The following is a 23,898-nucleotide window of genomic DNA, read 5'->3' as shown; positions in this document are numbered from 1 at the left end:
TGTCGAACATCTGCTCACTTTGGGCGCCGGAGCTTGGCCGGGGCGGCGAGAGCATTGGCTCCTCGCCCATCGGCGCGCCGCGGCAGCGGACACGCGGCTTCTGGCTTCCAAAAAGCACTGGGCAGACATTTAAGCAGTGGGTTGAACGCGCTACCTGGCCCAAACGCCAGCCGACGTCACGGCCGATAGGTCCGTTTGCACCAAGCAAATCTCAACTCATGCGGCGCGCCTAATCGCGTTTATGCATCCCTATCAATTTCTGGCCTACCTTTGGGCGGCATATACTAATGCCCGATTCCTACAGCCTTTTGCCGCCGAGACCTGACCGCCTCAAGCAATTCGCATTCGCTGGTGTGAACATTTCTAAACACGGCCACAATCATCACCGCCAAGATTTCGGCGTCCGGGTCCAAAGGGTCGAGATGTTCATCCGCGCAGATCCGTTCGAACACCCGTTCGCAAACAGTCAGATCATGAGGGCTGAGGCAGGTGCGATACAAATCCCGACGCAGCATCTGGGCGAACCTTTCAGAGCCCGCTACCCGTTCTTTCGGCGGGCTTTTTTGCTGATGAACCGCTAAAGCGATGGCTGTCTAAGTGCGACATCGCCCGCAGTGCGATGAAATTCGTTTACTTACTGACTGAGGACTGCTCTATTATCAAACCTAGAATGATCGCGCACTCTCGGGATTTATATTGTCCGGCGATCATGAGTCTGTAGTAATCTTGCAGTTTGTTTTCAGGGATTTGGAACCCACGTCGAAATTCAGCTGCTTCCTTTGGCGTTCTAGTGCAACCGAGCTTACTGGCGGTGACTTTTAAGCTCGCCAGTGAGCATCCGATCTTTGCCGCAATATTTTTCAACGGCTCGTTGTTATCGTATCCGTCAAGAATTATCCTGCGACGAGCTTCGCTATCGAGTTTTGTGGTCATTTCGGTGGTCTCCTCAACCAGTATCCCACGATGCTCGTTTCTATACCCTCAGGTCGAAGAGTGTCGTTGGCTTCGCATCCAGAAACTTATCTCGGAATGCATTTCTCGCCGTAATCCAGCGTGATCGCCGTTTCGGTCGACTCGAGTTCACCAGTCTTGCCAGATGCCTGAAGTACACCACATGATTGAGAGGGGCATGGAGCATACCCGATTCGGATATGGCACCACGCGATGGACAATAAGAGGCAAGACGAGCCCTCTGCGGGGCAGCCGCGGGACAGTGATCGGCGTCGTTGGCCGCGCGCAGGCCAAGTCCACAAAGAGGATGCGCCATCGCTCGCGCCGGCGTTCGAACCCCTGCTCTTTTCAACGCTCGAACTGGCGCCAGCGGATCAATTCGCCGCTTGGCAAGCGCATATAGCGCCGCTAGTCGAAGTCAGATTGCCGGATGACAAATCGCTGAACGATGGCTTTCCCGCCGACCACACGGCTTGGAATCTCGGTGGCATGCTGATTGTTCAACAGCGCGCGGCGGCACACAGCTACGTGCGCTCCACCGCGAAGCTCCGATCCAGTTCCATCGATCACTGGTATATTGTCTTGCCTCGCACTGGCCGGTCGTGGACGGAGGTCGATCGCCGCGTCGCGGAAAACCAGCCGGGCAAATTGGAGATCAGATCGCTTGGCTATCCGTTTCGCGGGAGAGTAACGGGCTCGGAAAGTCTCTTCCTCTACCTTCCACGTGATTTGTTCTCGGACGCGGCGTCAACCCTCGACGCAAAGAACAATTCAATTCTGTCCGGCAACTTTGCCAACCTCCTGGTCGACTACCTCAACAGCATCGAAGCAAGAATGCGCAATCTGACGGCTGAAGATCTGCCCCGCATCGTTCACGCGACGCGCAGCATGGTCATTGCCTGCCTCGCGCCTCCGGCGGAACATGCCGCGGTCGCCGAACAGTTGGCGAGTGTTGCGCTGATGGAGCGAGCGCGTCGACACGTCCAACACAATTTGGACGCTGCTCATCTGACACCGGATTCAATGTGCCGGGCGCTCGGCGTCTCGCGCTCTCGTCTCTATCAATTGTTCGAACCAAGCGGTGGGGTTATCCATTACATACAAAGCCGTCGCCTTCTGGCATCCCATGTCGCGCTCAGCGATCCGGCGGACGGCCGGCGCATTGTTGAAATTGCGGAAGCCTTCGGGTTCAGTTCAGCGGCTAATTTCAGCCGAGCATTCAGCAAGGAATTCGGTTACAGCCCCCGCGAAGGTCGCAGTGCCGTGGTGTTGCCGCGCCCTGCCCACCCCGTTTCGCCTGGCGGACACGACGAGGCCCCTTCCTTTGAAGGCTGGCTAAAGGCGCTCGGAAGCTGATTGCCGATCGGAATGTTGATGCGGGCGGGTCACACAGGGGCGGGAAAGATCACGCTGCCACATGAACCAGAATATTTCGTGTCCCATCCACCGCGCTATCAGTCATATAGCCGATTCCGGTTTATTAACCAACTGTTCATCGTTATCGCCGCCAATCACGGGGAGCATGCATTGCAAATACGCGGCACGCGATTGTTGTTGAGATTGCGAGTTGAATGTTTGCGAAGCTTGACAGCTATGCTATTTCTGGACTGGGGAAGCACATTCTTACCGCCTATGGAGGTGGCTATTGCACCCGGAGGCAACAGGGGTCGGCACAGAGAGTGAGGGGCCTTCCTCAGGCGATGCACCACGTCACGGCGAAGCGCTGTTCGCTGACCTTTTGGCGTACACGACCGAAATTTTGTCGTTTTATGATCGCGACTTCTGTCTGACGCACTACGCAGCCAAACTCAAAGGCGTGTACGGAGGTGCGGTGGTGCCGGGTGCCGCCGTTTGGGAGATCTACCCGAGCTTCCTCGATGCGAAATATCGTGACGAATTTCTTCGTGTGTTCCATGGCGGCTCACCGGCAAGCATTGATCTGCCACCATCATCGGATGAATCGCCGCGGTCCGCTTTCGTCTTCGCCACTGCAAATGGGGTGGGAATCATCGAATCAAGGGAGCGCGATGGGCGGAGCGTGGTAGAGGAGCAAGAGCATGTAATTCTGCTCCATCAAGCGACACACGACGTGCTGACCGGACTGCAGAATCGCCGGCGATTCGGCGAGCGGCTGCAGCGGGCAATGGCCGCCCTCGGCGGATCAAAGCCGAAAACCGCCCTTTTGCAAATCGATCTTGACGATTTCAAAGCGGTCAATGACACGCTCGGCCATGGCGCAGGGGACACTCTTCTTCAACTCGCGGCGGGTCGTATCCGCGACGCGTTACAGGACGGCGAATCCGCATACCGGTATGCCGGCGATGAGTTCGCTGTCATCCAATTGGGAAAGGAGCAGCCCGCAGAGGCTGAGCGCCTCGCCGGATCGCTGGTCGACGCTTTCAAGAACCCGTTCGTCATCAACGGCATTCCCGTCTTCGTCGGCTCGAGCATCGGAATTGCTTTCGGGCCGGAGCACGGGACCGATGGCGAACAGTTGATGAAAGCCGCCGACATTGCTCTTTACGCGGCCAAGACAGACGGACGCGGCTGCGCTCGAACATTCAACCGCTCGATGCTGCTCTTGCTCGAGCAACGCGAGAATCTGAGACGCAGCCTTCGAACCGCGCTGGCGCGGGGCGAGCTTTATCTGGAGTATCAGCCGCTCATTCGGCCTCCCTCCTCAGTGATCGGTTTCGAAGCGCTGCTGCGGTGGCGGCACCCCGAGGTCGGAATCATTCCCCCCAACGTGTTCATACCGATCGCCGAAGCCGACGGTCTGATGGACGACATTGGACGATGGGTGCTCGAGGAAGCCTGTCGCCAGGCAATGACGTGGCCTTCCTCGCTGACAGTCGCAGTCAACCTGTCACCAGCTCAGTTCCTTAGCGGTTCGCTGACGGACACCGTCGCTCAGATCATCGACGCGGTCGGAATCGAAGCCGACAGACTTGAACTTGAGATCACTGAGACGGTCCTGCTTGAGCAGACGATCGACAATATCGACACACTGAATACTCTGAACGTTTTGGGAATACGAATTTCCCTCGACGATTTTGGAACGTACTACTCATCACTAAGCTACCTCAAGAACTTTCCGTTCGATACATTGAAGATCGATCAGTACTTTATCGCGGACCTGGATACCGATCTCAAAAGCCAAACCATCGTGCGATCAATCATGAATCTGGCACACGGCCTGGGGATAAATGTCACTGCGGAGGGGGTCGAGACGTCGGCACAGGCAAGGTGGCTGATCAAGGAAAATTGCGATTGTCTGCAAGGAAATTTCCTGGGGCGGCCACTTGGCGTCGAGGCGGTCAGCGATTTCATCAGGCGGTCCCCGCTGAGGGTGGTACGGGCGATGGAGCGATCAAATCGGGCGCTCTAGCGCCTCATACCCTTTGTTTACGGTAAAGTGGAGATTTGCAGAAAGATCAAGGCAGATACCGCGCAATTCTTCGGGTCGGTGCGAGACTGACTCATCGGGCGCGGCGAACCTTGTCTCGCGGAGGCCATCCCCCCGGGAGGATTCAATAATGATGGAGCAAGTGAGGAAGCCAATGGGAACCGTTCATCATCACCTGGCTGGCGAGCCGACCTTTGCACCGATGATCCAGATCGATATGGAAATCAAAGCTTTTGTCTCCGCTTGGAAACATTGCGACTATGTCTCGACATACATGGCGCGGATGATCAGCCAAAACAGGTCAGACTCGGTCCATCACTCAAATCTCTTTTCCTCTGCCTTCAATGAATTGCTGGAAGTCGCCTTTCGCACGCGCCATGCCGACGGCGAACTGGCATGCAGGGTGTCTCGCCATGGTGGAACGGATAGAATCGAGTTGACATTTCCTTGCGTGCCTGAGGAGCGGCAATTCTACGAAGAAGCCGTGTCGCAACTCGCAGGGATAGAGGCCACAGAGCGATACCTCAATTCGGTGTCTGGGGATCTCGCGCCCAGCCGTGACGTTGTACTTCTGGAACTGGCTGTCGACTACAACGCGACATTCTGGATCGAGGAAGCCGAGGGCGATGCAATCAAGCTTGTCGTGGATCTTTCCCTGGAGGGCTTGCAAAATTGAGCCCTTACGACCTTCTCCCGCGCTTCAAGGTGCAATACGACGCCAATAGCCAGGAGTTTTGCATATCGGGAGTGGTCCGGCCTCAGGCGATTGATGAGCTTGGGCCCAGCATAGCGTTGCTTCGCGATGCGATCGGCCGCGTGCGCGGCGTTCTCTACGTCAATGTCAGGCGCCTGACGCAGATGAACAATGCTGCGTTTCACACCTTTTCGAGGATCATCATCGACGCTTGTCGCGCTCGACCCGATCTCAAATTCGTCGTCATCACGTCAAGCGTCGTCGGATGGACCTCGCGAAAATTTGGTCGCTTGAGCGGCATAGAACCGAATATCACGGTCGAGGAGTATGACACCGAATTCTATCCGGGGCAGGGCTTCCTTGAGGAAGGCGGGTTCGTACCGATCCTGCGCACTCAGACAAAGATGACATGGCGCCACGAGCGCGCAATCTTGCCGCGACACGGCATGAGGCCCGGGATCGTTATGGCTGACATTTGTTGTGGGATCGGTGATTTCGCCGTGCTCGCGCAGAAGGAGTTCCAGCCATCGCGGATCGTCGCCCTCGATCACTCCATGTCAAGCCTGAACTATGCTCGACGCGTGATGCGGGAGTTCGACATCCGGGGCATCGAGTATACCTATGGTGATGCGTCGGAGATGCTGCTCGATGAAGGGCAGTTCGACTTGGTCACCTGCCGACATTCCCTGCAAATCTTCAATCGACCTGAACTCATTCTCAAGGAGCTCTACCGCATATGCAAGCCAGGCGGGCGGGTCTATATCACCAACGAGAAGAATTCGCATTGCCTCGGCGAGCCCCGCGCCGAAAGCATTCGCTGGACCTACAACGAGGTGGCGAAGCTCTTCGGGCATTTCGAGATGGACGTCGAGCTTGGGCCCAAGAGCCGGCGATACCTGGTAGAAGCCGGATTCGAAGACATCCGTGTGGAGACCTTCATGGTCACTAACCTGGACGGCGATCCGCAGGACTTCGCCGACGTCATTGCGGCCTGGTCGGATGTCTATGCGGGCGAGATGGCGACCAAGCGCGGCGATGGACCGGAGTTCGTCGCACGGTTCCGGCAGGGCTTCGAGGACCACATTTTCGCCGCGCTCCACCCCAAGGGTTATGCGGGCTGGCCGATCTGGGTCGCATCGGGGCGACGGCCCCAATGAAAGCAGACGATGAGCGTACACCGCGCTTCGGCCTGCGCTCCTTTCGAGCGAAATTCGTATTGGTCGTTGGTGGCGCCGTACTGTTCGACCTCCTTTTGAGCGGTGGGCTGGCGCTTTGGAACGTTCAAAAGCTTTCGCGCGATGCCACGTCGGAAGTCGGCGAGGGCCTGACGACCGCAAATCAGGAATACATTCGTTCCTATGCCGAATCGACAGCGCTGAGCGTCGACCTGCTGCTCGATCGAGTCCATGGCGACGTCAAGGCCCTGGCGGGCGTGCTACAGGCTCAAATCGACGATCCAGGCAGGCAGCAACAGGTCGGAGCCACGCTTTCGCAGGAGGCGCCCGGCTCCGCGAAGGTAGTCTACGATGCGCGGGGCGATTGGGCGCAGAACCTGCCGGGCGCGCCTTCCGTGGTCAGCGTCTGGGGCTACCTGCTGGGCGCCGACCACAGTCCGCTGCCAGGCGTTCAACGGGAAATAGAAGACAGCACCGTGTTGGATCTCGTTGCGCCAACGCTCATGGCCAGCGGGGCGTCCAAACTGCAGATGTACTATATTGGTCCAAAAGAACGGCCGATCTTCAGGACGGTACCGTATACGGACCAGGCACAGACCTTCGACCGGCTTTATCCAGGGCACAACAAGGCGGAGTTCTGGGAGTTTTTCTTTCCCGGAATCTATGGATCATGGCAGCAGTGGGCCAGGGATTCGGCCTCGCGTCCGGTTGCTGACGATATCACCCAGACAGCGCCTTACACCGATGCAATCACGGGAAAGCTGATCGTCAGCTTTTTCCACCCGTTGTGGACGCGCGATCGCACCGGCATCGCCGGTACGGCGGGAGCGGACATCACTCTCGATCAACTCGCGGAAGTCGTCGAACGTGTGAAGATCGCTGGAACCGGGTTCGGCTTCCTCACGATGTCGACCGGCAACGTGGTGGCGATCAATCCGTCGGGTCAGGCGATCATCGGCCTGACGTCATCGAGCGATGCGGGCACCCAGGGCGTCACCGGCCTGGAAAGATCCCTGCGGGGAAGCACGCAGCCAGCTATCGCGTCGCTGCCTCTCGACCAGAACAATGACGGTGTCATTCAGCATATCATGCTCGATGACAAGGGCGAACGCGTACCCTACATCGTTGTTCTCAAAAGATTGAAGCCGACCAATCTGTGGAGTTCGGGACCGATCAAGTCCGAAATGATGTCGGTCGGGATCGTCGTTCCCGAACGGGAGATCTATGCCTCCCTGTTCGCCGCGCAGAAGAGTATTTCCCGCGCGACCAACCGTATACTGCTCTTCCAGATCGCCGCGATCGCCGTTTCGCTTCTGATTGTTTTTGCCGCTGTGCTCGGAATTTCGAAGCGAATCACTGCGGGGCTCAGAGCACTTGCCAGCGCTGCCCAGCGGCTCCAGTCCAAAGACTATTCAGTCCGCGTGAACATTCCAACGCGCGACGAGGTTGGAGCTGCAGGCATCGCCTTCAACCGGATGGCCGAGCAGATCAGCTTTCACACTGAAAACCTCGAGCAACTCGTCGATGAACGAACCAGGGAACTCGGGGACGCAAATCAGGAGATTTCCGCACTCAACGAAAAGCTCCAGGACGAGAACGTCCGCCTTGGTGCCGAACTGGCGGTCGCCAGGCAGATCCAGATGATGGTCCTGCCGAAGCAAATCGAACTCGAGGCCATTCCGGGGCTGGAGATCGCAGCCTACATGCGGCCAGCCGACGAGGTCGGCGGCGACTATTACGACGTCCTGCAGAATGGGCCACGGGTCAAGATCGGCATCGGCGACGTGACCGGTCATGGTCTCGAGAGTGGCGTGCTGATGCTAATGGTCCAATCCGTTGCACGCGCGTTGCAGGAGACCAACGAGGGGGATCCGCACCAGTTTCTCGATCGATTGAACAGGGCCATCTACAAGAACATCGAGCGGACGAACAGCGACAAGCATCTCTCGCTGGCCTTCCTTGACTTCGAGGATGAGCGGGTAACGCTATCCGGCCAGCATGAGGACGTTCTGGTCGTGCGTGCGGATGGGGCAGTCGAACGTATCGATACGATTGATCTGGGTCTGCCGGTTGGCCTGGAGAACGACATCTCGAAGTTCATTGCCACGCGTGACATCCTGTTCGGGAGCGGCGACGTGATCGTACTCCACACCGACGGTGTGACCGAGGCTGAGGATCAGGACAAAACTCTGTTCGGGTTCGAGCGCCTGTGCCGAAGTGCGCAAAAGCGTCACGGCAGCAGCGCCGAGGAAATCAAGACCGGCATCATCGACGATCTGATGGCCCATATCGGGATCCAGAAGATCCACGACGACATCACCCTCGTGATCATAAGGCATACATAGCCATGACAACGCTGTTCGGGACCCCTGATATTGCGATCGGGATGAAGGAGAGCATCAGTCGCGTGCGGCTGTTCGACGGGCCTCTCGACTTAGGTTGGCGTCATTGTGCCACGACCTCAGACTTCATCGCCGATCTTTTCGCGTTGCGCTTCCGGTCCTCCCGCAATGACTACATGGAAGTGCGGCACAGCATTGGATATCTGGTCAACGAACTCATCGAAAATGCCGTCAAATTTCGCGCACCGGGTGAGATCGTGATCGAGGCGTCGATGGATTCGGAGTGCTTCAAGCTCAAGGTGTCGAATGACGTCGGTGGTGAAGATGCGTCTGAGTTCCAAAGCCTCCTGGCGGACATCACGGTTGGCGACCCTATGGACCTGCTAATACAGCGAATCGAAGCCAATGCCGCCAACCCCGACGTGGGAGGCTCCGGACTAGGATTGCTGACGTTGATGAGCGACTACGGCGCGCGCCTGGCTTGGATATTCAGCGCCACCGACGAAACCGATCGGATTTGCGTGGAGACATACGCCTCCATTCCGATCTCGCAACCCACAACCAAATGAAACGATGCCAAGCTATGGAAATCAAGACAGACGACTACCGCGTATGGACTGAAGAAAGCGAGATTTTCTTTTATGGCGCAATGCGACTTGCCAGTTCCGACGCTGGTGCGCCTATCGCGGCGTTGGCGGCGAGTGTTCTTGCCTCGAATCCCGCCTCTATTACGCTCAATCTGAAGGACCTTCACTTCCTTAACTCTTCCGGCATCAACCTGCTGGCGAAATTTACCATCGAGGTGCGTAAGCATCCCGATGTTCGACTTGTCGTGCGTGGAACGCCCGACATACCCTGGCAGTCAAAATCATTGCCTAATCTGAAGAAGCTGCACCCTGCTGTGGTGCTTTTGATGGACTGACCAAGTTTGTCCGAAAATCGCAATCCAGGAGAAGCATCAAACGGTTTCGCCCCGATTGGATCGAAAATCAAAGAGTTAGAGCGGTGTGCGTTTCCGTGAAATGACGAACGCTCTAGGCAAGAGCTACGCAGGCTGGCGGCAATCCGGACAGCATTAAGCCGGTCGGGAACGGTGTAAGAGCCCCCGCACCGAGCGAGATATGTACGCCAGGACAAGTATTAGGATGCAAAGCTAACGACAAATTGGCCTTGTGCGCAGATATTCGCAGCGGCTTGGGGGGCTCGGTACAGGTGGCAGGCATCATGTTGGGTCGATGTCGTGCTGCCTGTGCCGGTCAGCCGCCGCTGCGCGATCAAAGGTGGCGCCATTGAGCAAGCGTGCCAAGGTCAATGGCGGCCGGCTGGAGTTTATTCCGCCGCAGATCCCGACTCGGGTAGAGCTGCCGCCTGCGGATGAGGGATGGGTCCACGAGACCAATCTCGACGGCTATCGAACGCAGATCGTCATCGATAATGAGGCGTCCGCCTTTACAGCAAAACGGCCGTGACTGGACCAGGAAATACTGGCCCATCGCACTGGCCGTCGATCTACCGTGCCGGACTGCCATTCTCGACGGTGAGGTCATTGTGCGAGGCGAGCAGGGAGATCCCGATTGCCCTGTGCTCGAAAGCGCGATCTGGAACGAGCCGAGCCGGCTGGTGTTCGTCGCGTTCGATATCCTCCATCTCGACGGCCGCGATCTAGCCGCCTTTCCGCTGCTGCGGCGCAAGGAGGCGCTGTGGCAACTGGTTGAGCCTGGGCTCGGCAAGATCCAATACAGCGAGCATTTCGAGGGCAGTGCGCTTGCGATCTTCCGCTCCGCCGGGAGGATGGGACTCGAAGGCATCATCTCGAAGCGCGCTGACAGCCGCTACAGCAGCGGACCGTCAAGCACATGGTTACTGAGCGTCGACTACCGCATCCGGCGCAACCGCGACCTCAGCATCAGCACCAGTAATGTCCGCTTTGGCCGGCGGCCATATCGGCCGGAATGACCGAGATGCTCGCTGACGTAATCAGACTGGCATAGGGCTCTCTCGTTGTTTGGAAGAAACGGCTTCCCAACACGGCCCCTACCTAGGCTAGTTGCAATAAGAACAAACACGGAATGTTAGGAATGAGCTTTCGATGGACATTACGAGAACAAAAATGAGTAACTTGGAAACTTTTAAGAAAATCTTTTCTACATTCTTAAACAGATGAGAACCACGACGAACGACGGTAATCTCCGTTAAGCAACTCAAGGCATTAGCAACGCCGGCCTTGGCGCCTCTGTGGACGGCTCGGGTGGCGTAAATGCCGGAGCCGGCTGGGCTTGGCGCCAATGTCGGTGGAACAGCCGGCGTCGGTGCAGGTTGGGAGTGGGTACCGGTCTCAACGCTGGTGTGGTCGGAACGGTCCCCGGCACGCTAAGCACCCCAGGAGCAACCCGCATTCCGGATAAGATGCCGGCCGTTGTGGCGGATATGTCGAAGTTCAACTGACGAGGATGAAGAAGCGTTGTGTCGATGTGCTGAACAGCCAAGACACCTATGACGGCGACCTGCGCCAGCTGTGCCTCATGATCTCTCGCCGTTGACGCCTGGGAATGGGGCTGCGGAACCAGCGGTGGGGCTTCGACCTCACTCTCCTGGCCTCCGGCCGGCAGGAAAGCTCGCCGCCCAGGCGGGCGTTCCGCTGCGATTGATAATTACCGTGGCCCAAGACAATGGGGGCGCTTGTCGGAGGCCCCCTCCCTCATAGGTCAGACAACGGTTTGAAGAAATCAAAGTCGATCCCGCGGTTCGCAGCCGCCCCTTAGGCTGGATCTTCAGGGAGGCAGATGTCGCTGGCGCGAAGCTCTTTTCTGCGCTGGGGGCCAGCAAGCGTCGTTTTCATCCACGCGGTAATCGAATCGCATAGCTCAGCCGGCCTTTTTGCCAAAGTACCAAAAAATTGACATAAATTAGTAATCGCTAATACACAGTACACTGCTATTTTATTTGGCAGTAGGACATGTCCTGAGAGTTCGAGCCGGGTACGGTTCGACCTCAATAAGGGGGTAGAGATTGCGAAGGCACGCAGCTGTTGCTGGACGCAAGCCGAAAACGGCGGCGCCGCAGAGGATTGGGGCTCACTCGGGTCGTTGGTTGCGTGCTTTGCTTAAGCCCGTTCTTTCTCCAGGTGCCAATGATGGACGATGGTAAGCGGGCTCATACTGAACCGGAGACGAGTTCCTGGACCGGCCGCAACAGGCGTCTCGACCCATCGCGCCTGCCGGAGACGGTGAGCTATACCACGCACGACGACTATGGCGACGTGACCTTCACCCTCAACCAACGTGGTGTGGTGGTCCGCCGCACGCAGGATGCAAGCAGCGTGCCGGCAATCATTGCCCTTCCCGCCAAGGTTTTCCGCGGCGTGGCCGCCTGCGCGATGGAGGATCCGGATGAAAAATTCACTGCGGAGCTCAAGCTTCTGCACAATGATCCGATGCTGACGGTGCCGCTGCTGGTGTCCGACGACCTCGAACTTGTTGCCGCCGACTGGCGTGCCTGGGCCGAGGCCTACCGACTGCCTATGCTTCTGCTTGGCGCCGACGGCATTGCCCGAACGCTTGACGAAACGCTTGGTGCCAACGTCAACGCGCTCTCACCCCAGCGACCGCAACATGGGCCGCGTCTCGACCATGCACCCAGGCTTTCCAAGGCTGGCCTGATGAACAAACTGACGTCTCTAGAGCATATCGGCCGATTGGTGGATCGGAAGTGATGTGACGCGTGTCTCGTGTTCATTTGGTCTGCAGGGTCGATCCTCCCACTGCGTTGGTCGCTGGGGAACCTCGCCAGGCGCGGCTAGGTCGCGTCGGCTTGGTTACGATTCCGATCGATGAGGATCCATCTGAGACGGCAGGGCTGCCGAAATGAAGCTCGCCGCCAAGCATTGAGGCAAGAGAGCGTCGGCGCCGTAAGGTTCGCCCATAGCTGCGTCACCCCATTGCAAGAAAGCATTGGTGACGGTGGCGAAGAGAGCAGAACTGCCGCAGCATGATGGAGACGGCAAACAGCACGACCACCGGGCAATGCTGGAAAAGGGAGGGCCCGCCGGCACGTAGCGGCCGTTCGATCAGGTCAAAGGGCTGCACGAGCAGCCCTTTGACCAGGCAGCGTAGGCCGACGGCGCTCAGCGCATCGAGATGATCGAGCACCGTCGTTGCGCCACGTTCCCGAACCTCCACAGAGCGGCGGCCAACAGCAGCAGTAGGTTGGCTGTGGCTTTGGCACCGGCCGCCTCAGGGAAGTGCCGGGCGATTTTGGCCAGCAGTACGGTGGAAGACCCACAGAATTGCTGGGCAAACCAGGAGCATGACCGCGCCGAAGTCGAGCGCGGCACTCGCGGAGCCGAGCGATGTGGAAAGCCGTATAGAATATTCCCATTCCGATCGCCCGCGTCTTCGGCTCGAGCACGCGCGCAGGCAAGGCTCATAATGGCGCCGGCAGGCAGCCCGCAGCTGAAGGCAGCGGTACCATGAAGGCCGTGTCAGATGCGGGATCGTGGCTGCAGAGCATAGAGGCAGTCCTCGAGCGGCAGCGGCGTGTAGCCCCGGAAGGCGACGCTGACGGCCTCCTCGTCGATGACGGCCCATCAAGCAGGAGCAAAACCTTGAGCGAACTGCCCGCGCGCCGGACGCGCACTCGCCAGGATTTCTTTTGCCTCGAAGATCGACCTTACAGAAGGGCGCGTCCTGCTTTTCAGGGCGGGAACATAGCTTGCGGCAGCAAGTTGGAAGGCGATCGGAGACAACGGGCACGCAGCAGATGGGCGTCCACATCAATCACTTCGTGAAGGATATCCTCATCGAGGTCGCTGAAATGCTTCCGACGACTCAAAGGGAAAGAACGCCAACTGACGAACTGCCCGTCGCAGCGCCGAACTTTCCCCATGATTTGGAACCGGTGATCCGAGCGAACCCATCACGCACTGGGCCGGCTGGGCCTGGCCGCACGCAAGGCTCCAACTAGGGAGCGGACGGCATCGACGCCTGAGCCGCGGGGCGGGATCGACGGCCTGAAAATCAGCCGGCCGTTGCGGAACTCGAAGCTCTGTGCGTTTTCAAAGCGCCATTCGAATGCTGCCGTTTTCTTGCGGAAGGTGATTGCGATGGCTTCGGGTCCCACGTCGACTTTGCTGATGCCCAGTTCCGCCGCGCCTATGCGCAACCTGGTCAGTTCCAGTAAATCCGCTGCTTGACCGGGCATATCTCCAAAGCGGTCCTCGAGCTCTTCGCCGAATGCGTCGAGATCCGTCTCGGAAGTCATGCGAGACAGCCTCGCATAAAGGCCGACGCGCACCGTGGGCTCGTTGACGTAGCTTGGGGGAAAGGCCCCATTTGGGGCGCCTTTGATATCGGCACGCTGCTTGTCTGGATCGGCCCCTCCCCCAGCCAGCGAGACCGCCCGCTCCAGCAGATGCTGATAAAGTCCCGCTCCGATCAGCTTCATGTGCCCGGCTTGATCTTCGCCGAAGAGGTCTCCTGCCCCGCGCAGGTCGAGGTCTCTTTGACTGATCGCCAGGCCGGAGCCAAGCCGATCGAGCGCAATCATGGTCGAAAGTCGAGCTCTTGTGCCTTCGGCCAGTTCGACGCCAGGCTCGGTCAGAAGAAAGGCAATGGCCTGCACCGGTCCCCTTCCGACGCGGCCGCGAAGCTGGTGCAATTGTGCCAGACCGAACCTGTCCGCCCGCCAGATCAGGATGGTGTTGGCCCGCGGTACGTCGAGGCCGCTCTCGATGATGTCGGTGCTCAAAAGGATGTCGCCTTCACCGTCAGCGAATCCGACCATGATTTCGTCCAGCCGTGTCCCTTTCATTTCTCCATGGGCCGTCACAACCGCGAGTTCCGGCACCAATCTGTTTAGCTGCTCGCCAACCGGGTCGATGTCCTCGATGCGTGGAACCACCAGGAAGCTCTGTCCGCCCCGGCGAAATTCGCGCAAAAGGGCGGCTCTAACCGAAGCTGGATCGAAGGGCTCCAGAATCGTGCGGACGGGACGCCTTTTGGCGGGCGGAGAGTTGAGGACGCTGACTTCCTGGATGCCTGACATCGCTGATTGCAGCGTGCGCGGTATCGGCGTGGCGCTCATGCTCAGCGTATGAAGGCGGGGCGCCATGTTCCGCAGCGCCTGCTTCAGCTTGACACCGAACCGGTGCTCCTCGTCGATCACCAGCAGTCCCAGATTGGCGAAGGTGACGCTCTTGGCCGCCAGGGCTTGCGTACCCACAACCACCGCGACTCGACCGCTCCGCAGCCCCTCTTTGACCGTTCTCGCCTCCGCCCCGCCAACCATTCTCGAGAGGTGGGCGACATCGAGGCCGGTCCCGGCAAACCGGCGGCTGAACGTCTCATAATGCTGGCGTGCCAACACGGTTGTCGGGGCTATGACCGCAACCTGCTTCCCGCACAGGGCGGCGGCGGCGCAGGCACGCAGGGCCACCTCTGTCTTGCCGAAGCCGACGTCGCCGCAGACAAGCCGGTTCATTGTTCTCCCTGACGACAGGTCGTCGAGCACATCGCGAATGGCGGCGGCCTGGTCGGGAGTTTCGGTATAGGGAAACTTCGCCGCAAACCGGGCGAGATCCGCGCGCGAGGGTTTCATGATCTCGGCAGGCTGGCTGGACCTGGCTTTGGCAAGGCCCGTCAAGCGCTTGGCAAGCCTGTCGATGTCGCGCAGCGCAGCCTTGCGTCGGCTGAGCCACCCGTCGCTGTTCAGGCGATCGAGCGACACGGCATCGGGTTCCGAGCCGTAGCGCCAAATCCGCCCAAATTCATCGACCGGAACCAGCAACGACGCCCCGCCATGATATTCCAGCCTGACGACATCCTGTGGCTGGCCGGCCAAGTCGACCTGTTCGACCGCCACCAAAATGGCCAGGCCATGATCCTCATGGACCACGACGTCGCCAATGCGCAACTCGGGTTCGAGCATACTCGTGGCGGCGCCGCCGTTTGCCTTCAAAGCCCGGCCAAAAAGATCGGTCGCAGCCACCAGCGCGATACGGGATTGCTCGTCGACAAACCCTTCGTCGACAATGAATTCGGCCTTGAGAAGAGAGCCCGTGGCGGCCGAACGGATTTGCGGCCAATCCTCCGCCTCCCCCATTCGCCGGCCAAGCCTCCGATAGAGCAGACGATCCGCACGCTGCAGTTCAGAGGCTTCGCCGGCGAACACCACAGTGACACCCGACCTCGTCTGCCTTTCCACAAACTCGGCGAACTGATCTCGGGATCGCGCCCGCCGAACGAATTTGGGAACTCGGGTGGCCGAGACGGTAGGACTCGTGCGGCGGCGTTTACGAACCGCGACATCCCATTCCTCGCGCGACAGGTAAAACTGTTCAGGCAATGGTGTTGCGGGTTCGGCAACCCCTTGCCTGGCACGACGTGCATCTTCGATCAGATCCAGGACGCGGTCGAGCGGCGGGCCTTCGAGCCCTTCTGGCAAGGAGATTGAGGCGCCGGATGCCACATCGAAGACCGACGGCATACTGCCATACAACGCGATCAGGCGTTCTTCCATCGGTGTCGTTCGCATTGGTGCCAACTCGGAATGATCAGCTGTTGCGAACATCAGCTCGGATGCCGGTCCAACAGTGATCGACTCTCGCGAATGTTCGCTAAGCTGGGTGACGGGATCGTAGATCTTGAGTTCTCGGATGCAGGTATCTGGACCGAGGACAAGACGGACCGGGTGATCGGCGCCAGCAGGGAAGATATCCATCAGGTCGCCCCGAAAGGCTATCTCGCCGGGTTCGTCCACCCTCTCGTCGACGGCGTATCCCACCGCCTCGGCTTTCGTTCGGAAGTCGTGCGGGTCGAACATTTGTCCGAGTTCCAGAATTGTGAAGCCCCCAGCAATGACTGGTGCGGGCGGCACCCGCTGGAGAGCGGTCTCGATCGACAGAACCACGACGCGCGGGCGTTTGGGCTCGCCTGCGATCTCATGCAGCGCGCGAAGCCTCCGCCCCATATTGGCGCGTGTCGGCCATACCCTGTCGTAGGGCAGGCAGTCCCAGGAGGGCAGGAAGATGATGTCTGCGCCTGGCAGAAACTGACGCAAAGCTCCAGCGATCTCTTCGGCACTGCGTTCCGAGGCGGATATATGGATAGTATGCTTGTTCGGACCGTCCTCCAGCGAGTCGGCCAGCGCCGCCGCAATTGCCGCAGAAGGCGAGACGCCCTGTTCTCTCGCGACCTCCCCGTCCTTTGAGGGGTGATCGAGTTGTTCGATAATTTCAGTCCGCGAAATAGGTCTGTTCACTGAGATCTCACCTTGCCAACGGTGGGGAACGTCAAGGGGGCGACCCCGTTCCTCTGGCGCGGATTAAAGTGTGGCAGGCAGTGGCAGGGCGTGCGGTTTATCGAGCGGCGATGCCAATACGCATCGCCTGCCGGAACGTGCGTAAAGCTGGGCGGTGTCCGGCAGGGGTAATATCCTCTTGAAGTCGCCTGCCCGGCTTCATGCATTCGAACGGAGCCCGTGTCATTGGTTGATGCCGCGCGACGCCCGTCGGTTCCGAACTGTCACCGCCAGCCGGAACTTTTGGCGTGAATAAAAGTTCGGTAGCCAACATCAGCTAGGTAGCCATTTTGTCTCCCACCTCATCCTCGGATGTACTTATCCGTAAACTGCAGACCATCTCGGACATTCGAGAAGCTGAAATTGGGGTTTTGAAAAGCATACCGATTCAGGAGAAAGATTTTTTGGCCAACCACGACCTGGTGCGTGAGGGTGACCAACCTGTTTACTCGTTTGTCGTTCTGGAAGGGTTGATCGGTTCCACCAAATACACGGGGGAAGGAAAACGACAAATCACCTCCTTCTTCGTGGCCGGGGACATTCCGGATCTGCACGGGCTGCATCTGTCAGTCATGGATTGTAATTTCTCGACGCTTACGCCGGCCCGAGTGGGCTTCATGCGACACGACGCTCTACGCAACATTTGCGACCAACACCCCCGCATCGCCACGGCTTTCTGGCGGTCGACGCTAATCGACGCCGCAATATACAGGGAGTGGGTCACCAATGTAGGGAGACGGGAGGCTTATACCCGCATGGCTCACATTTTATGCGAACTGATATCTCGCATGCGATCGGTGGGGCGCATTGAGGATCACGTTGCGGATATTCCCATAACTCAGGCCGCACTTGGCGATGCATTGGGTTTGTCAACGGTCCACGTCAACCGAATGCTTCAGGAACTACGACGTGAAGGCCTCATCGCCACCACAGGATCGAGAGTGCATGCTCGCGACTGGGCCGGCCTCAAGCGGGCAGGAGATTTCGACACAACCTACCTGCACCAAAAGAACCCCGCAGATTAGTGGTGACGGGAACTCTTCGATGGCACGATTTTTCTTTGACAGCGGTGATCGCGATCTGGTCTTGCAGGATGAGATAGGCGTGGAGTGCGCTGGTATCGAAGAGGTGCGCCGTGTCGGATTCGAGGGCCTCGTCGACCTCTCGAGAGACGAACTGAAAAGCATCGACGGGCAGCAATTGTTTGTCGAGGTGCGTGATGAGAATGGGGAAAAAGTCCTGCGACTAAGTCTATCACTTGACATCAAAATGACGAGATGAATTCGTACGGTTTTCACGCCCGCGGCTGCGCCCTTGCGACGGCATCCGGTTGCTCCCGAAATCTCTGCAACAGGAACGTGGCAACGGCGCCACGAACAAAGTTGCTTTAGTTTGCCGCCTGCCGGATCAGGCCCTGCCCACAAGCTAACCATGCCCATCGGACGCCATCCAGCGACAAGACGTCGAACGCTGTGACGCCGGGAAGATGGTTCGGGCTTGATCACGGAGTAGATCGGCGCAAGTGGGCGGGCGCTTTAATCTATGTAAGTGCATCAAAGTCGGTGAGCGACTAATCGGGTCTATGCGTGCCGAGCGACAATGCCCTGCTTCGCACGCAGGACTTGTCAGCTGACGGGGCCCGATATCAGCTTGGAGCAAGACATGACAATCGCTTCCTGGACCTTCATCTCGCCAGATCAGACCAACAAGAAAGAGGTTCCGTCGGTGGAGGATCCGTCTAATGGCTGAGCACCGTCGCAAGCTCAACGCGTCAGGTCCGGGCCTTCCGGAGCAGATACAGCCCTCTACCTGTCCTGGCGGCTCATCATTAGCAGGTTCTGGCGAACAGACGAACCTGGTCGAGCTTATTCCAGCACTGCGGGCGTTCGCACGCTCGCTCAGCGGCAGCATCGACGAAGCTGACGACCTTGTCCGAGAAACGCTGATGAAAGGAATTGCAGATCTCGATGGCCTTGATGGGAGCCGGGTTAAACCCTGGATCTTCGCTACGATGCGCAGGGCTTCCTTGGCCAGGCTTCAAGGCACAGCCTCTCAACCTCGAGAACCCGCTAGTTGCTTGTCGCAACCCTTTGCCGCCGATCCGCGGGGACAGATGGAAACCGGCCCAAAAATCGCTCGTGCCATTGACGTCCTGGCGAGCCTGGAGCGGCAAGCCATCGTTCTGGTTTGCATGCTCGGGCTCTCATATGAAGACGCCGCCGACGTCTGCGATTGCGACGCAGCCACTATCAAAGGCCGGTTACAAGACGCGAGGAAAGGAATGGCTGTCCTGTTGGGCAGCCCCACTAAGCCGGAGAGGCCGAATTGACGACGGGCAAGGCGGGACGGCTTTAGAGCAGGTTGAGGGCTGTCAGACAGCCGTCCTTTAGTTACCCAGGTCGCCGATTGCTCAACCGCCGCAGTTTGATATGCAGCCAGGGAACCATCAGGGAGCGTCCGAGTTCGACCAAGGAAAAGCTTGGGTTCCCAACATGGAAGAAATCGGCAAGGCCCAACAGAGGGCCATAGCCCGTCTCATACGTCAGTGGATTTCCTCGGACGCCAGCCGCCGCCAGCTTCGGCAGTTGCTGGATCTGCCGACAGATGCGGACATGCCCCGCGAACATCGGTCATTGCTCGACGAACTCGACCGCAGGGTCGACGAATGAGTGCATGCTTGCTCGCACGAGGGAAAATCCGACTGACCCGGTCGCGGCGGAGTATTTTTCTCGAAGCCCCCCGGAACTGCAACTTGCAGTAATCGTTGGTTTATCTCAGCAGCGGATAGTGCAATGCAACGAGCAGCAAAAGAAGCGGGCCGAGTGGCAAAAGGCCAGGAACTTGAGGTTGAACACCTGGTCGAGATCACGGAGATCGATCCCAAGCAGGCGCGAAGGCTTCTTCGCAGGCATGGGGCCGACTGGCCGAAGCTCAGAGACGAGGCGGAAGCTCTGAAGACGGAAGATTTGTCGTCACCTTCCCAGCGGCTGCCGAGAAAGCTGTTCAAGTTCGTTCTCGTCCGTAATCCCGGCTTGATAATAAGCAAGGATGCGCGATGCGCGCCGTTCTCTCTCGGTTTCGGTTTCGTTTTTGATATTGCTGCGTGCCAGGACGCGGCTCAGTACGGCAAGTTCTGATGGGGTATAGGCGTCCCTATGCATCGCATCTCAACTCCCGCGCGGCCCGCCTCCGGAAGGGCCGAGGTGGCCTCAAGCTGGTGTGCCAGCTCCGACGCCAAAGAAACAAGAAATCGTAAACAAGCATTCTCCGGCGCGGCCTAACGCTGAACGGGACAGAATGTTCCGCAGGTTTCGTGGAAGGAGGAAAAACGAAAAACGATGGGGCTTGCTGTGCATTTTGAAGTTGAGAAACGGCGGTTGTGATCCGCGGTAGAAAGAAGACTGTCGCCACTTACATATACAACTGGAATGGTCGGGTTGGACCTCCGCAAGCCGAGCGACCTCCGATTGTCCCGGCCCCAGGCGATGTCGGTGAACGCGGCCTTGGGCGGGTGGAAAGCCGCGCCTGGGCAGCATTTCGACCGCCGACGAACTGGAACCAAGCCTCCTCCAACCCTGACTCGAGGTCGAGCAGTGTCATCGGCTCATCTTCGACGATCAGAACGGCGCCATCGTTCACCGGAATATCCCCAAGTCGCCGCTACCTCGGCGTCAACTTGGTTCCGTCACCCATCGGCGGTGGGTGACTCCGAAGCGTTACGCCACCGCGACATCCAAGCGGAGTGATGAAGGCCCGCCTCGGACAAAACCGAGACGGGCCGAAGCTGCTTTGACAGCCTTGAGGCCAAGACAATGAGGGAGGATTGTAGGCCTGCAACCAAACATTGAGCAGCGGTAAATGTTCCTCGGGGGGTAAGCTCTTTCTTTGATCGGTCTCGGCGGCGGCCCACTCGACCTGTGCATCTTGTTTGCTCAAGATTTCTCCTGATCTGCGGAAGCTTGCTGGATTTGCGTCATCACCTGCCGGGGATCGACATTCTCGGCCAGTTGCGGCAGCTCCTCATCGGCCGGCGTCGAGACATTCAGACGGCCTGTCAAGGCGGCCACCATTTCGATGAGCCGCGTGGTTTCGTGCTCGTTGAGAAGGCTGATCTGGAGGTCCAGTTCCGCTCGGCGCTCGCTGTGTTCGGCCATTCTGTTTTGGTTGATCAGCACGAAAGTGGACAGGAAGATTGCCTCGACCGAGGCGACCATGGCCAGGATCACAAAAGTTGGGTCCCAAGCTGGGATGGCGGGTATCGCGTCAAGGTTGGCAAGAATCCAGGCGACGAGAATTGCGAGATGCAAATAGACAAAGGCCATACTTCCCGCGAAGCGCGAAATGGCGCCAGCAATTCGCGCTTGAACGCCTTGGTCCTCCTCCTGCTGTCGCCTGTGGTCGATCAGGGCCTGGATGTTCTGGTGAAGGACCGACTGTATGTCGGCGGGATGTTGATCGTTCATTTTTTTAAAGCCCGGTTTGGCGGGGATATCATCTGCGGGCCCTCATCGCCGGCTGGTACCTCCGGCGAGACCGAACTCGTCGGCTGGCCTAGGTCGCGGCCGACGGCCCCTTGAAACGAGGAGTGCCGTCCTGCAATCGCGTGGACCATGGCCACCACCGCCTGAGGGGCGCTCTGGTGAACCATATGGCCGGCGTCCGCAACGACGTTGAGGAGGGACCCGCTGACCTCCGCATGCAGGCGTCGTGCTTCCTGCTCCGCGTCGAACAACCGGTCTCCAGAGGCGGCCACGATGCCGGTCGGCACGGCAATATCCCTGTAGCTGGCCTTCGTCAGCAGGGCCGCGGCCAGCATCGATGCCGACTCCGAGCACACGGCGCGCAGTTGGGAGGGGCGGCTGGCGACCTCTTTTGCGCGAGCGGCGAAGTCGGCAGCGACAACCGCCGGGTGAAAGATCTTCTGCATCGCCCACGGCCAGGCAAGCCTCACAAGCGGCGGCAGCAAGGTGTGGCGAAACGCTGTGCCGGCGACCGGCAAAGCCGGAAGTGCGGCCAGCGCAAGATCAAGCCGCGGGGGCGGATAATAATAGCCGGAGACCAGCACGATGCCGGCAATCGAAGGAGAATGCCTGCGCGCCAGTTCGAGGGCTATCCAAGCGCCCCAGGAATGTCCAAGCACCAGATATTTCTCGATGCCCAGCCTGCCGGCGGCGGCATGTATGAGATCGGCTTGGTCGCGGGCAGACCACCGCCGGCCCCGCGCCCGCGTGCTTCGCCCGAAGCCCGGTCGATCAAATGCGAGCACCCGATAGGTCTTTGCCGCCAGATCGAAGATGCCACTCGACTTGAAATCCTGCGCCATCGATCCGTTTCCATGCAACAGAATGAGCGGCATGCCAGTGCCGGCTTCGAGAAAATGCAAGCGTATACCGTCAACCTCCATCAAACGCCCGTGCGCCGCCCGGCCGGCGAGCGCACTCTTGGCGCGGACGTGGTTGTATCCGGCAAGTGCCGCCAACGCGGCGACAAGCAGCACGGTCGAGAGCTTCGGTCCATCTCTGTCGAACGCCATGCCAATGCCTGCCAGGAACTGTCTTGCTCGGTTGCCCGCCGTGTCGAACCTTCCTGGCGACAGCTTGTTCCGCCAGACAAAGAGTTTGTAGCCGGCTGAAACGGCTTAGGCGGTAAGCTCTCTATGGGCATGTGACGCGGCAATGGCAGCCTGTCCAAATGCGACGGCTATCTGGTTCAGCGCTTTTACAACGTCACCGATCGCGTACATGCCGTCGACGGACGACTGCTGGTGCTCATCGACCGTGACGTAGCCCTCCGCGCAACATCTCGCGCCGAGGCCCAGGGCGAGCTGGGAGCGCACCTTGCACCCCAATGCCGCATAGACTGCATCGAAGCGGCATGTCGTTCCGTCGTGCAAAATCGCCGCACACCCGTCAGCAGCCGGGCTGAGCTTGTCGAGAGTGTGACGGATGAGTATCCCTCTTTCGCCGGCCGCGCGGCGCGTGCTGGTTGAAAAATCCGATGCGTGGGTCCCCAGCATCGTTACGTGTGGCGTGAATCGGCTAAGGAAAATGGCCTCGTGCAAGGCTCTGTCGCCCTGCCCGACGACCGCTATCTTCCGGTCGATCACCTCGTATGCGTCGCACACCGGGCAAAGCCGAATGACACCTGCGGCAATTGCCTCCGCCATGCGAGGCAAAACGGGCGTCGTGTCGATAATTCCGGTCGACAGGAAGACCTTACGCGCGCGGATTGTGCCGATCGAGGTCTCAGCGTTAAAGCCTCCGTCGCCAGAGACCAGCGAAAAGACTTGCCCCCGCATCACGGTTGCTCCGTACAAGCTCGCGTGACGTCGGAGCCGATCCAGAAGATCGGGGCCACTTATCCCTTCTGGAAAGCCCGGACAGTTATGGCTCATCGGGATCAGGGCGGCACGGGGATCGCCGGCATCGACCACCAGCACGCGATGGCGGAAGCGGGCAAGATACTGGGCCGCGGTCAGTCCCCCCGGCCCGCCTCCGACGATCAGCACATCTTCGGCCTCGGTGTTCGGGTGACTGGCGTGGCTGTCATGCCTGGTTTGTTCCATTAGTGGTGAACTATCTGGATTGTTCGATGTTCCAGCACGACACGACAAGCCAACCGATCACGCGCCAGCCTGGATCGAACTTGACTGGGGGCCCGACTATTGAGAAATCCGGGCTTCAGAGCGATTGTGCGCACCTGACCGTCAACGTCAGGCAGCGTTGCTGTCTTCCGTTTTCCAATCGCCCTGCCAACGCGCGCGCACGGCAATCATCAGCATGGCCGGTTCCGTCATCCCGGTCTGGAAAAGCCTGATCAGCTCTCTCGCGACGGAATGTGCTGCCGCGGTGTCCGGGAGAACGTCAAACTCCTGGCACATTGCGTCGAAGACCGCACGGAGCGTATCCAGATCATTGGGGTAGAAGGTGTCCGTGCGAATGGGCCGGTCAAGCATCAAGCGTCTCCAAACGAGCGAGAGTGCGATGGTCTCCCAAGCAGCGGAGCATTGCCCGCTGACCTCGCGTTTATGCGGCA

23 protein-coding genes are annotated in these 23,898 nt (G+C 59.0%); 16 read left to right on the top strand and 7 right to left on the bottom strand.

Features of this window, described 5'->3' with window-relative positions; translation table 11 throughout:
* Positions 1–287: 287 nt before the first annotated feature.
* On the top strand, positions 288–581 hold the full coding sequence (locus O7A61_RS02165; RefSeq protein ID WP_337128183.1) for a hypothetical protein: 294 nt from the start codon (positions 288–290) through the stop codon (positions 579–581).
* Positions 582–630: 49 nt separating this feature from the next.
* On the opposite strand, the gene O7A61_RS02160 is transcribed toward O7A61_RS02165, so the two are convergent.
* Positions 631–933, bottom strand: coding sequence for a hypothetical protein (locus O7A61_RS02160; RefSeq protein ID WP_156938222.1), 303 nt, complete (start codon positions 931–933; stop codon positions 631–633).
* Between the two features lie 231 nt (positions 934–1,164).
* Between O7A61_RS02160 and O7A61_RS02155 the strand changes: the two genes are divergently transcribed.
* From O7A61_RS02155 to O7A61_RS02110, 10 genes are all read left to right on the top strand, one after another.
* Entirely contained in the window at positions 1,165–2,307 is a 1,143-nt protein-coding gene (locus tag O7A61_RS02155; protein ID WP_337128182.1) for a helix-turn-helix domain-containing protein, read from the top strand.
* A 382-nt stretch (positions 2,308–2,689) separates the two neighbouring features.
* Positions 2,690–4,339, top strand: coding sequence for a putative bifunctional diguanylate cyclase/phosphodiesterase (locus tag O7A61_RS02150; protein ID WP_337128213.1), 1,650 nt, complete (start codon positions 2,690–2,692; stop codon positions 4,337–4,339).
* A gap of 151 nt (positions 4,340–4,490) precedes the next feature.
* Positions 4,491–5,033, top strand: a complete 543-nt coding sequence (locus O7A61_RS02145; protein WP_084636760.1) for a ubiquinone biosynthesis methyltransferase UbiE — start codon at positions 4,491–4,493, stop codon at positions 5,031–5,033.
* A complete protein-coding gene (locus O7A61_RS02140) occupies positions 5,030–6,208 on the top strand; it encodes a class I SAM-dependent methyltransferase (protein WP_027144709.1) in 1,179 nt (392 codons plus the stop codon). The genes O7A61_RS02145 and O7A61_RS02140 overlap by 4 nt, the downstream gene beginning before the upstream one ends.
* Positions 6,205–8,571: a SpoIIE family protein phosphatase gene (locus O7A61_RS02135; RefSeq protein ID WP_337128181.1), complete on the top strand. Its 2,367-nt coding sequence runs from the start codon at positions 6,205–6,207 to the stop codon at positions 8,569–8,571. Before O7A61_RS02140 ends, O7A61_RS02135 begins: the two co-directional genes overlap by 4 nt.
* A 2-nt stretch (positions 8,572–8,573) precedes the next feature.
* A complete protein-coding gene (locus tag O7A61_RS02130; protein WP_027144708.1) occupies positions 8,574–9,137 on the top strand; it encodes a slr1658 superfamily regulator in 564 nt (187 codons plus the stop codon).
* Between the two features lie 14 nt (positions 9,138–9,151).
* Entirely contained in the window at positions 9,152–9,490 is a 339-nt protein-coding gene (locus O7A61_RS02125) for a slr1659 superfamily regulator (RefSeq protein ID WP_027144707.1), read from the top strand.
* Positions 9,491–9,857: 367 nt separating this feature from the next.
* Entirely contained in the window at positions 9,858–10,037 is a 180-nt protein-coding gene (locus O7A61_RS02120; protein WP_337128180.1) for a hypothetical protein, read from the top strand.
* Positions 10,003–10,524, top strand: a complete 522-nt coding sequence (locus tag O7A61_RS02115) for an ATP-dependent DNA ligase (RefSeq protein WP_337128179.1) — start codon at positions 10,003–10,005, stop codon at positions 10,522–10,524. The genes O7A61_RS02120 and O7A61_RS02115 overlap by 35 nt, the downstream gene beginning before the upstream one ends.
* Positions 10,525–11,701: 1,177 nt before the next feature.
* Complete coding sequence (locus tag O7A61_RS02110) at positions 11,702–12,280, top strand: DUF6101 family protein (RefSeq protein WP_337108380.1); 579 nt, start codon at positions 11,702–11,704, stop codon at positions 12,278–12,280.
* A 217-nt stretch (positions 12,281–12,497) separates the two neighbouring features.
* Here O7A61_RS02110 and O7A61_RS02105 read toward each other — a convergent pair whose 3' ends face one another.
* Positions 12,498–12,716 (bottom strand): hypothetical protein, encoded by a 219-nt coding sequence (locus O7A61_RS02105; RefSeq protein ID WP_337128178.1) that lies wholly within the window; start codon positions 12,714–12,716, stop codon positions 12,498–12,500.
* A gap of 766 nt (positions 12,717–13,482) precedes the next feature.
* Positions 13,483–16,824 (bottom strand): DEAD/DEAH box helicase, encoded by a 3,342-nt coding sequence (locus O7A61_RS02095; protein ID WP_337128177.1) that lies wholly within the window; start codon positions 16,822–16,824, stop codon positions 13,483–13,485.
* A 329-nt stretch (positions 16,825–17,153) separates the two neighbouring features.
* Between O7A61_RS02095 and O7A61_RS02090 the strand changes: the two genes are divergently transcribed.
* The 5 genes from O7A61_RS02090 to O7A61_RS02070 all read left to right on the top strand — a co-directional run bounded on the left by O7A61_RS02090 (position 17,154) and on the right by O7A61_RS02070 (position 20,000).
* Complete coding sequence (locus O7A61_RS02090; protein ID WP_337128176.1) at positions 17,154–17,888, top strand: Crp/Fnr family transcriptional regulator; 735 nt, start codon at positions 17,154–17,156, stop codon at positions 17,886–17,888.
* A gap of 19 nt (positions 17,889–17,907) precedes the next feature.
* The gene (locus O7A61_RS02085) at positions 17,908–18,144 is read left to right on the top strand and encodes a DUF6894 family protein (protein ID WP_027144704.1); all 237 of its coding nucleotides are present in this window, start codon (positions 17,908–17,910) and stop codon (positions 18,142–18,144) included.
* A 460-nt stretch (positions 18,145–18,604) separates the two neighbouring features.
* Positions 18,605–19,192: a sigma factor-like helix-turn-helix DNA-binding protein gene (locus tag O7A61_RS02080; protein ID WP_337128175.1), complete on the top strand. Its 588-nt coding sequence runs from the start codon at positions 18,605–18,607 to the stop codon at positions 19,190–19,192.
* 163 nt (positions 19,193–19,355) lie between these two features.
* The gene (locus O7A61_RS02075) at positions 19,356–19,532 is read left to right on the top strand and encodes a hypothetical protein (RefSeq protein ID WP_156938220.1); all 177 of its coding nucleotides are present in this window, start codon (positions 19,356–19,358) and stop codon (positions 19,530–19,532) included.
* Positions 19,533–19,655: 123 nt separating this feature from the next.
* On the top strand, positions 19,656–20,000 hold the full coding sequence (locus O7A61_RS02070; protein WP_337128174.1) for a hypothetical protein: 345 nt from the start codon (positions 19,656–19,658) through the stop codon (positions 19,998–20,000).
* A 795-nt stretch (positions 20,001–20,795) separates the two neighbouring features.
* On the opposite strand, the gene O7A61_RS02065 is transcribed toward O7A61_RS02070, so the two are convergent.
* From O7A61_RS02065 to O7A61_RS02050, 4 genes are all read right to left on the bottom strand, one after another.
* Entirely contained in the window at positions 20,796–21,326 is a 531-nt protein-coding gene (locus O7A61_RS02065) for a DUF1003 domain-containing protein (protein ID WP_027144703.1), read from the bottom strand.
* Positions 21,323–22,360, bottom strand: coding sequence for an alpha/beta fold hydrolase (locus O7A61_RS02060; protein WP_337128173.1), 1,038 nt, complete (start codon positions 22,358–22,360; stop codon positions 21,323–21,325). The genes O7A61_RS02065 and O7A61_RS02060 overlap by 4 nt, the downstream gene beginning before the upstream one ends.
* 141 nt (positions 22,361–22,501) lie before the next feature.
* Positions 22,502–23,428: an NAD(P)/FAD-dependent oxidoreductase gene (locus O7A61_RS02055; RefSeq protein WP_337128172.1), complete on the bottom strand. Its 927-nt coding sequence runs from the start codon at positions 23,426–23,428 to the stop codon at positions 22,502–22,504.
* 147 nt (positions 23,429–23,575) lie between these two features.
* Positions 23,576–23,818 (bottom strand): hypothetical protein, encoded by a 243-nt coding sequence (locus O7A61_RS02050; RefSeq protein ID WP_337128171.1) that lies wholly within the window; start codon positions 23,816–23,818, stop codon positions 23,576–23,578.
* Positions 23,819–23,898: the final 80 nt, after the last annotated feature.

It is taken from the genome of Mesorhizobium sp. Cs1321R2N1 (genome assembly GCF_037179725.1).
Lineage (GTDB): Bacteria > Pseudomonadota > Alphaproteobacteria > Rhizobiales > Rhizobiaceae > Mesorhizobium > Mesorhizobium salmacidum.
Note: the sequence above shows the minus strand (reverse complement) of the source record. Positions and strands in the feature narration are given on the sequence as shown.

Excerpts from the sequence above, each read along its gene's own strand:
- O7A61_RS02125 (WP_027144707.1), top strand. The coding sequence starts at position 9,152 with ATGGAAATCAAGACAGACGACTACCGCGTATGGACTGAAGAAAGCGAG.
- O7A61_RS02070 (WP_337128174.1), top strand. The coding sequence starts at position 19,656 with ATGCAACGAGCAGCAAAAGAAGCGGGCCGAGTGGCAAAAGGCCAGGAA.
- O7A61_RS02160 (WP_156938222.1), bottom strand. The coding sequence starts at position 933 with ATGACCACAAAACTCGATAGCGAAGCTCGTCGCAGGATAATTCTTGAC.
- O7A61_RS02050 (WP_337128171.1), bottom strand. The coding sequence starts at position 23,818 with ATGCTTGACCGGCCCATTCGCACGGACACCTTCTACCCCAATGATCTG.
- O7A61_RS02115 (WP_337128179.1), top strand. The coding sequence starts at position 10,003 with ATGAGGCGTCCGCCTTTACAGCAAAACGGCCGTGACTGGACCAGGAAA.
- O7A61_RS02085 (WP_027144704.1), top strand. The coding sequence starts at position 17,908 with ATGGCACGATTTTTCTTTGACAGCGGTGATCGCGATCTGGTCTTGCAG.
- O7A61_RS02080 (WP_337128175.1), top strand. The coding sequence starts at position 18,605 with ATGGCTGAGCACCGTCGCAAGCTCAACGCGTCAGGTCCGGGCCTTCCG.
- O7A61_RS02110 (WP_337108380.1), top strand. The coding sequence starts at position 11,702 with ATGGACGATGGTAAGCGGGCTCATACTGAACCGGAGACGAGTTCCTGG.
- O7A61_RS02155 (WP_337128182.1), top strand. The coding sequence starts at position 1,165 with ATGGACAATAAGAGGCAAGACGAGCCCTCTGCGGGGCAGCCGCGGGAC.
- O7A61_RS02135 (WP_337128181.1), top strand. The coding sequence starts at position 6,205 with ATGAAAGCAGACGATGAGCGTACACCGCGCTTCGGCCTGCGCTCCTTT.
- O7A61_RS02145 (WP_084636760.1), top strand. The coding sequence starts at position 4,491 with ATGGAGCAAGTGAGGAAGCCAATGGGAACCGTTCATCATCACCTGGCT.
- O7A61_RS02130 (WP_027144708.1), top strand. The coding sequence starts at position 8,574 with ATGACAACGCTGTTCGGGACCCCTGATATTGCGATCGGGATGAAGGAG.
- O7A61_RS02065 (WP_027144703.1), bottom strand. The coding sequence starts at position 21,326 with ATGAACGATCAACATCCCGCCGACATACAGTCGGTCCTTCACCAGAAC.
- O7A61_RS02055 (WP_337128172.1), bottom strand. The coding sequence starts at position 23,428 with ATGGAACAAACCAGGCATGACAGCCACGCCAGTCACCCGAACACCGAG.
- O7A61_RS02165 (WP_337128183.1), top strand. The coding sequence starts at position 288 with ATGCCCGATTCCTACAGCCTTTTGCCGCCGAGACCTGACCGCCTCAAG.
- O7A61_RS02075 (WP_156938220.1), top strand. The coding sequence starts at position 19,356 with ATGGAAGAAATCGGCAAGGCCCAACAGAGGGCCATAGCCCGTCTCATA.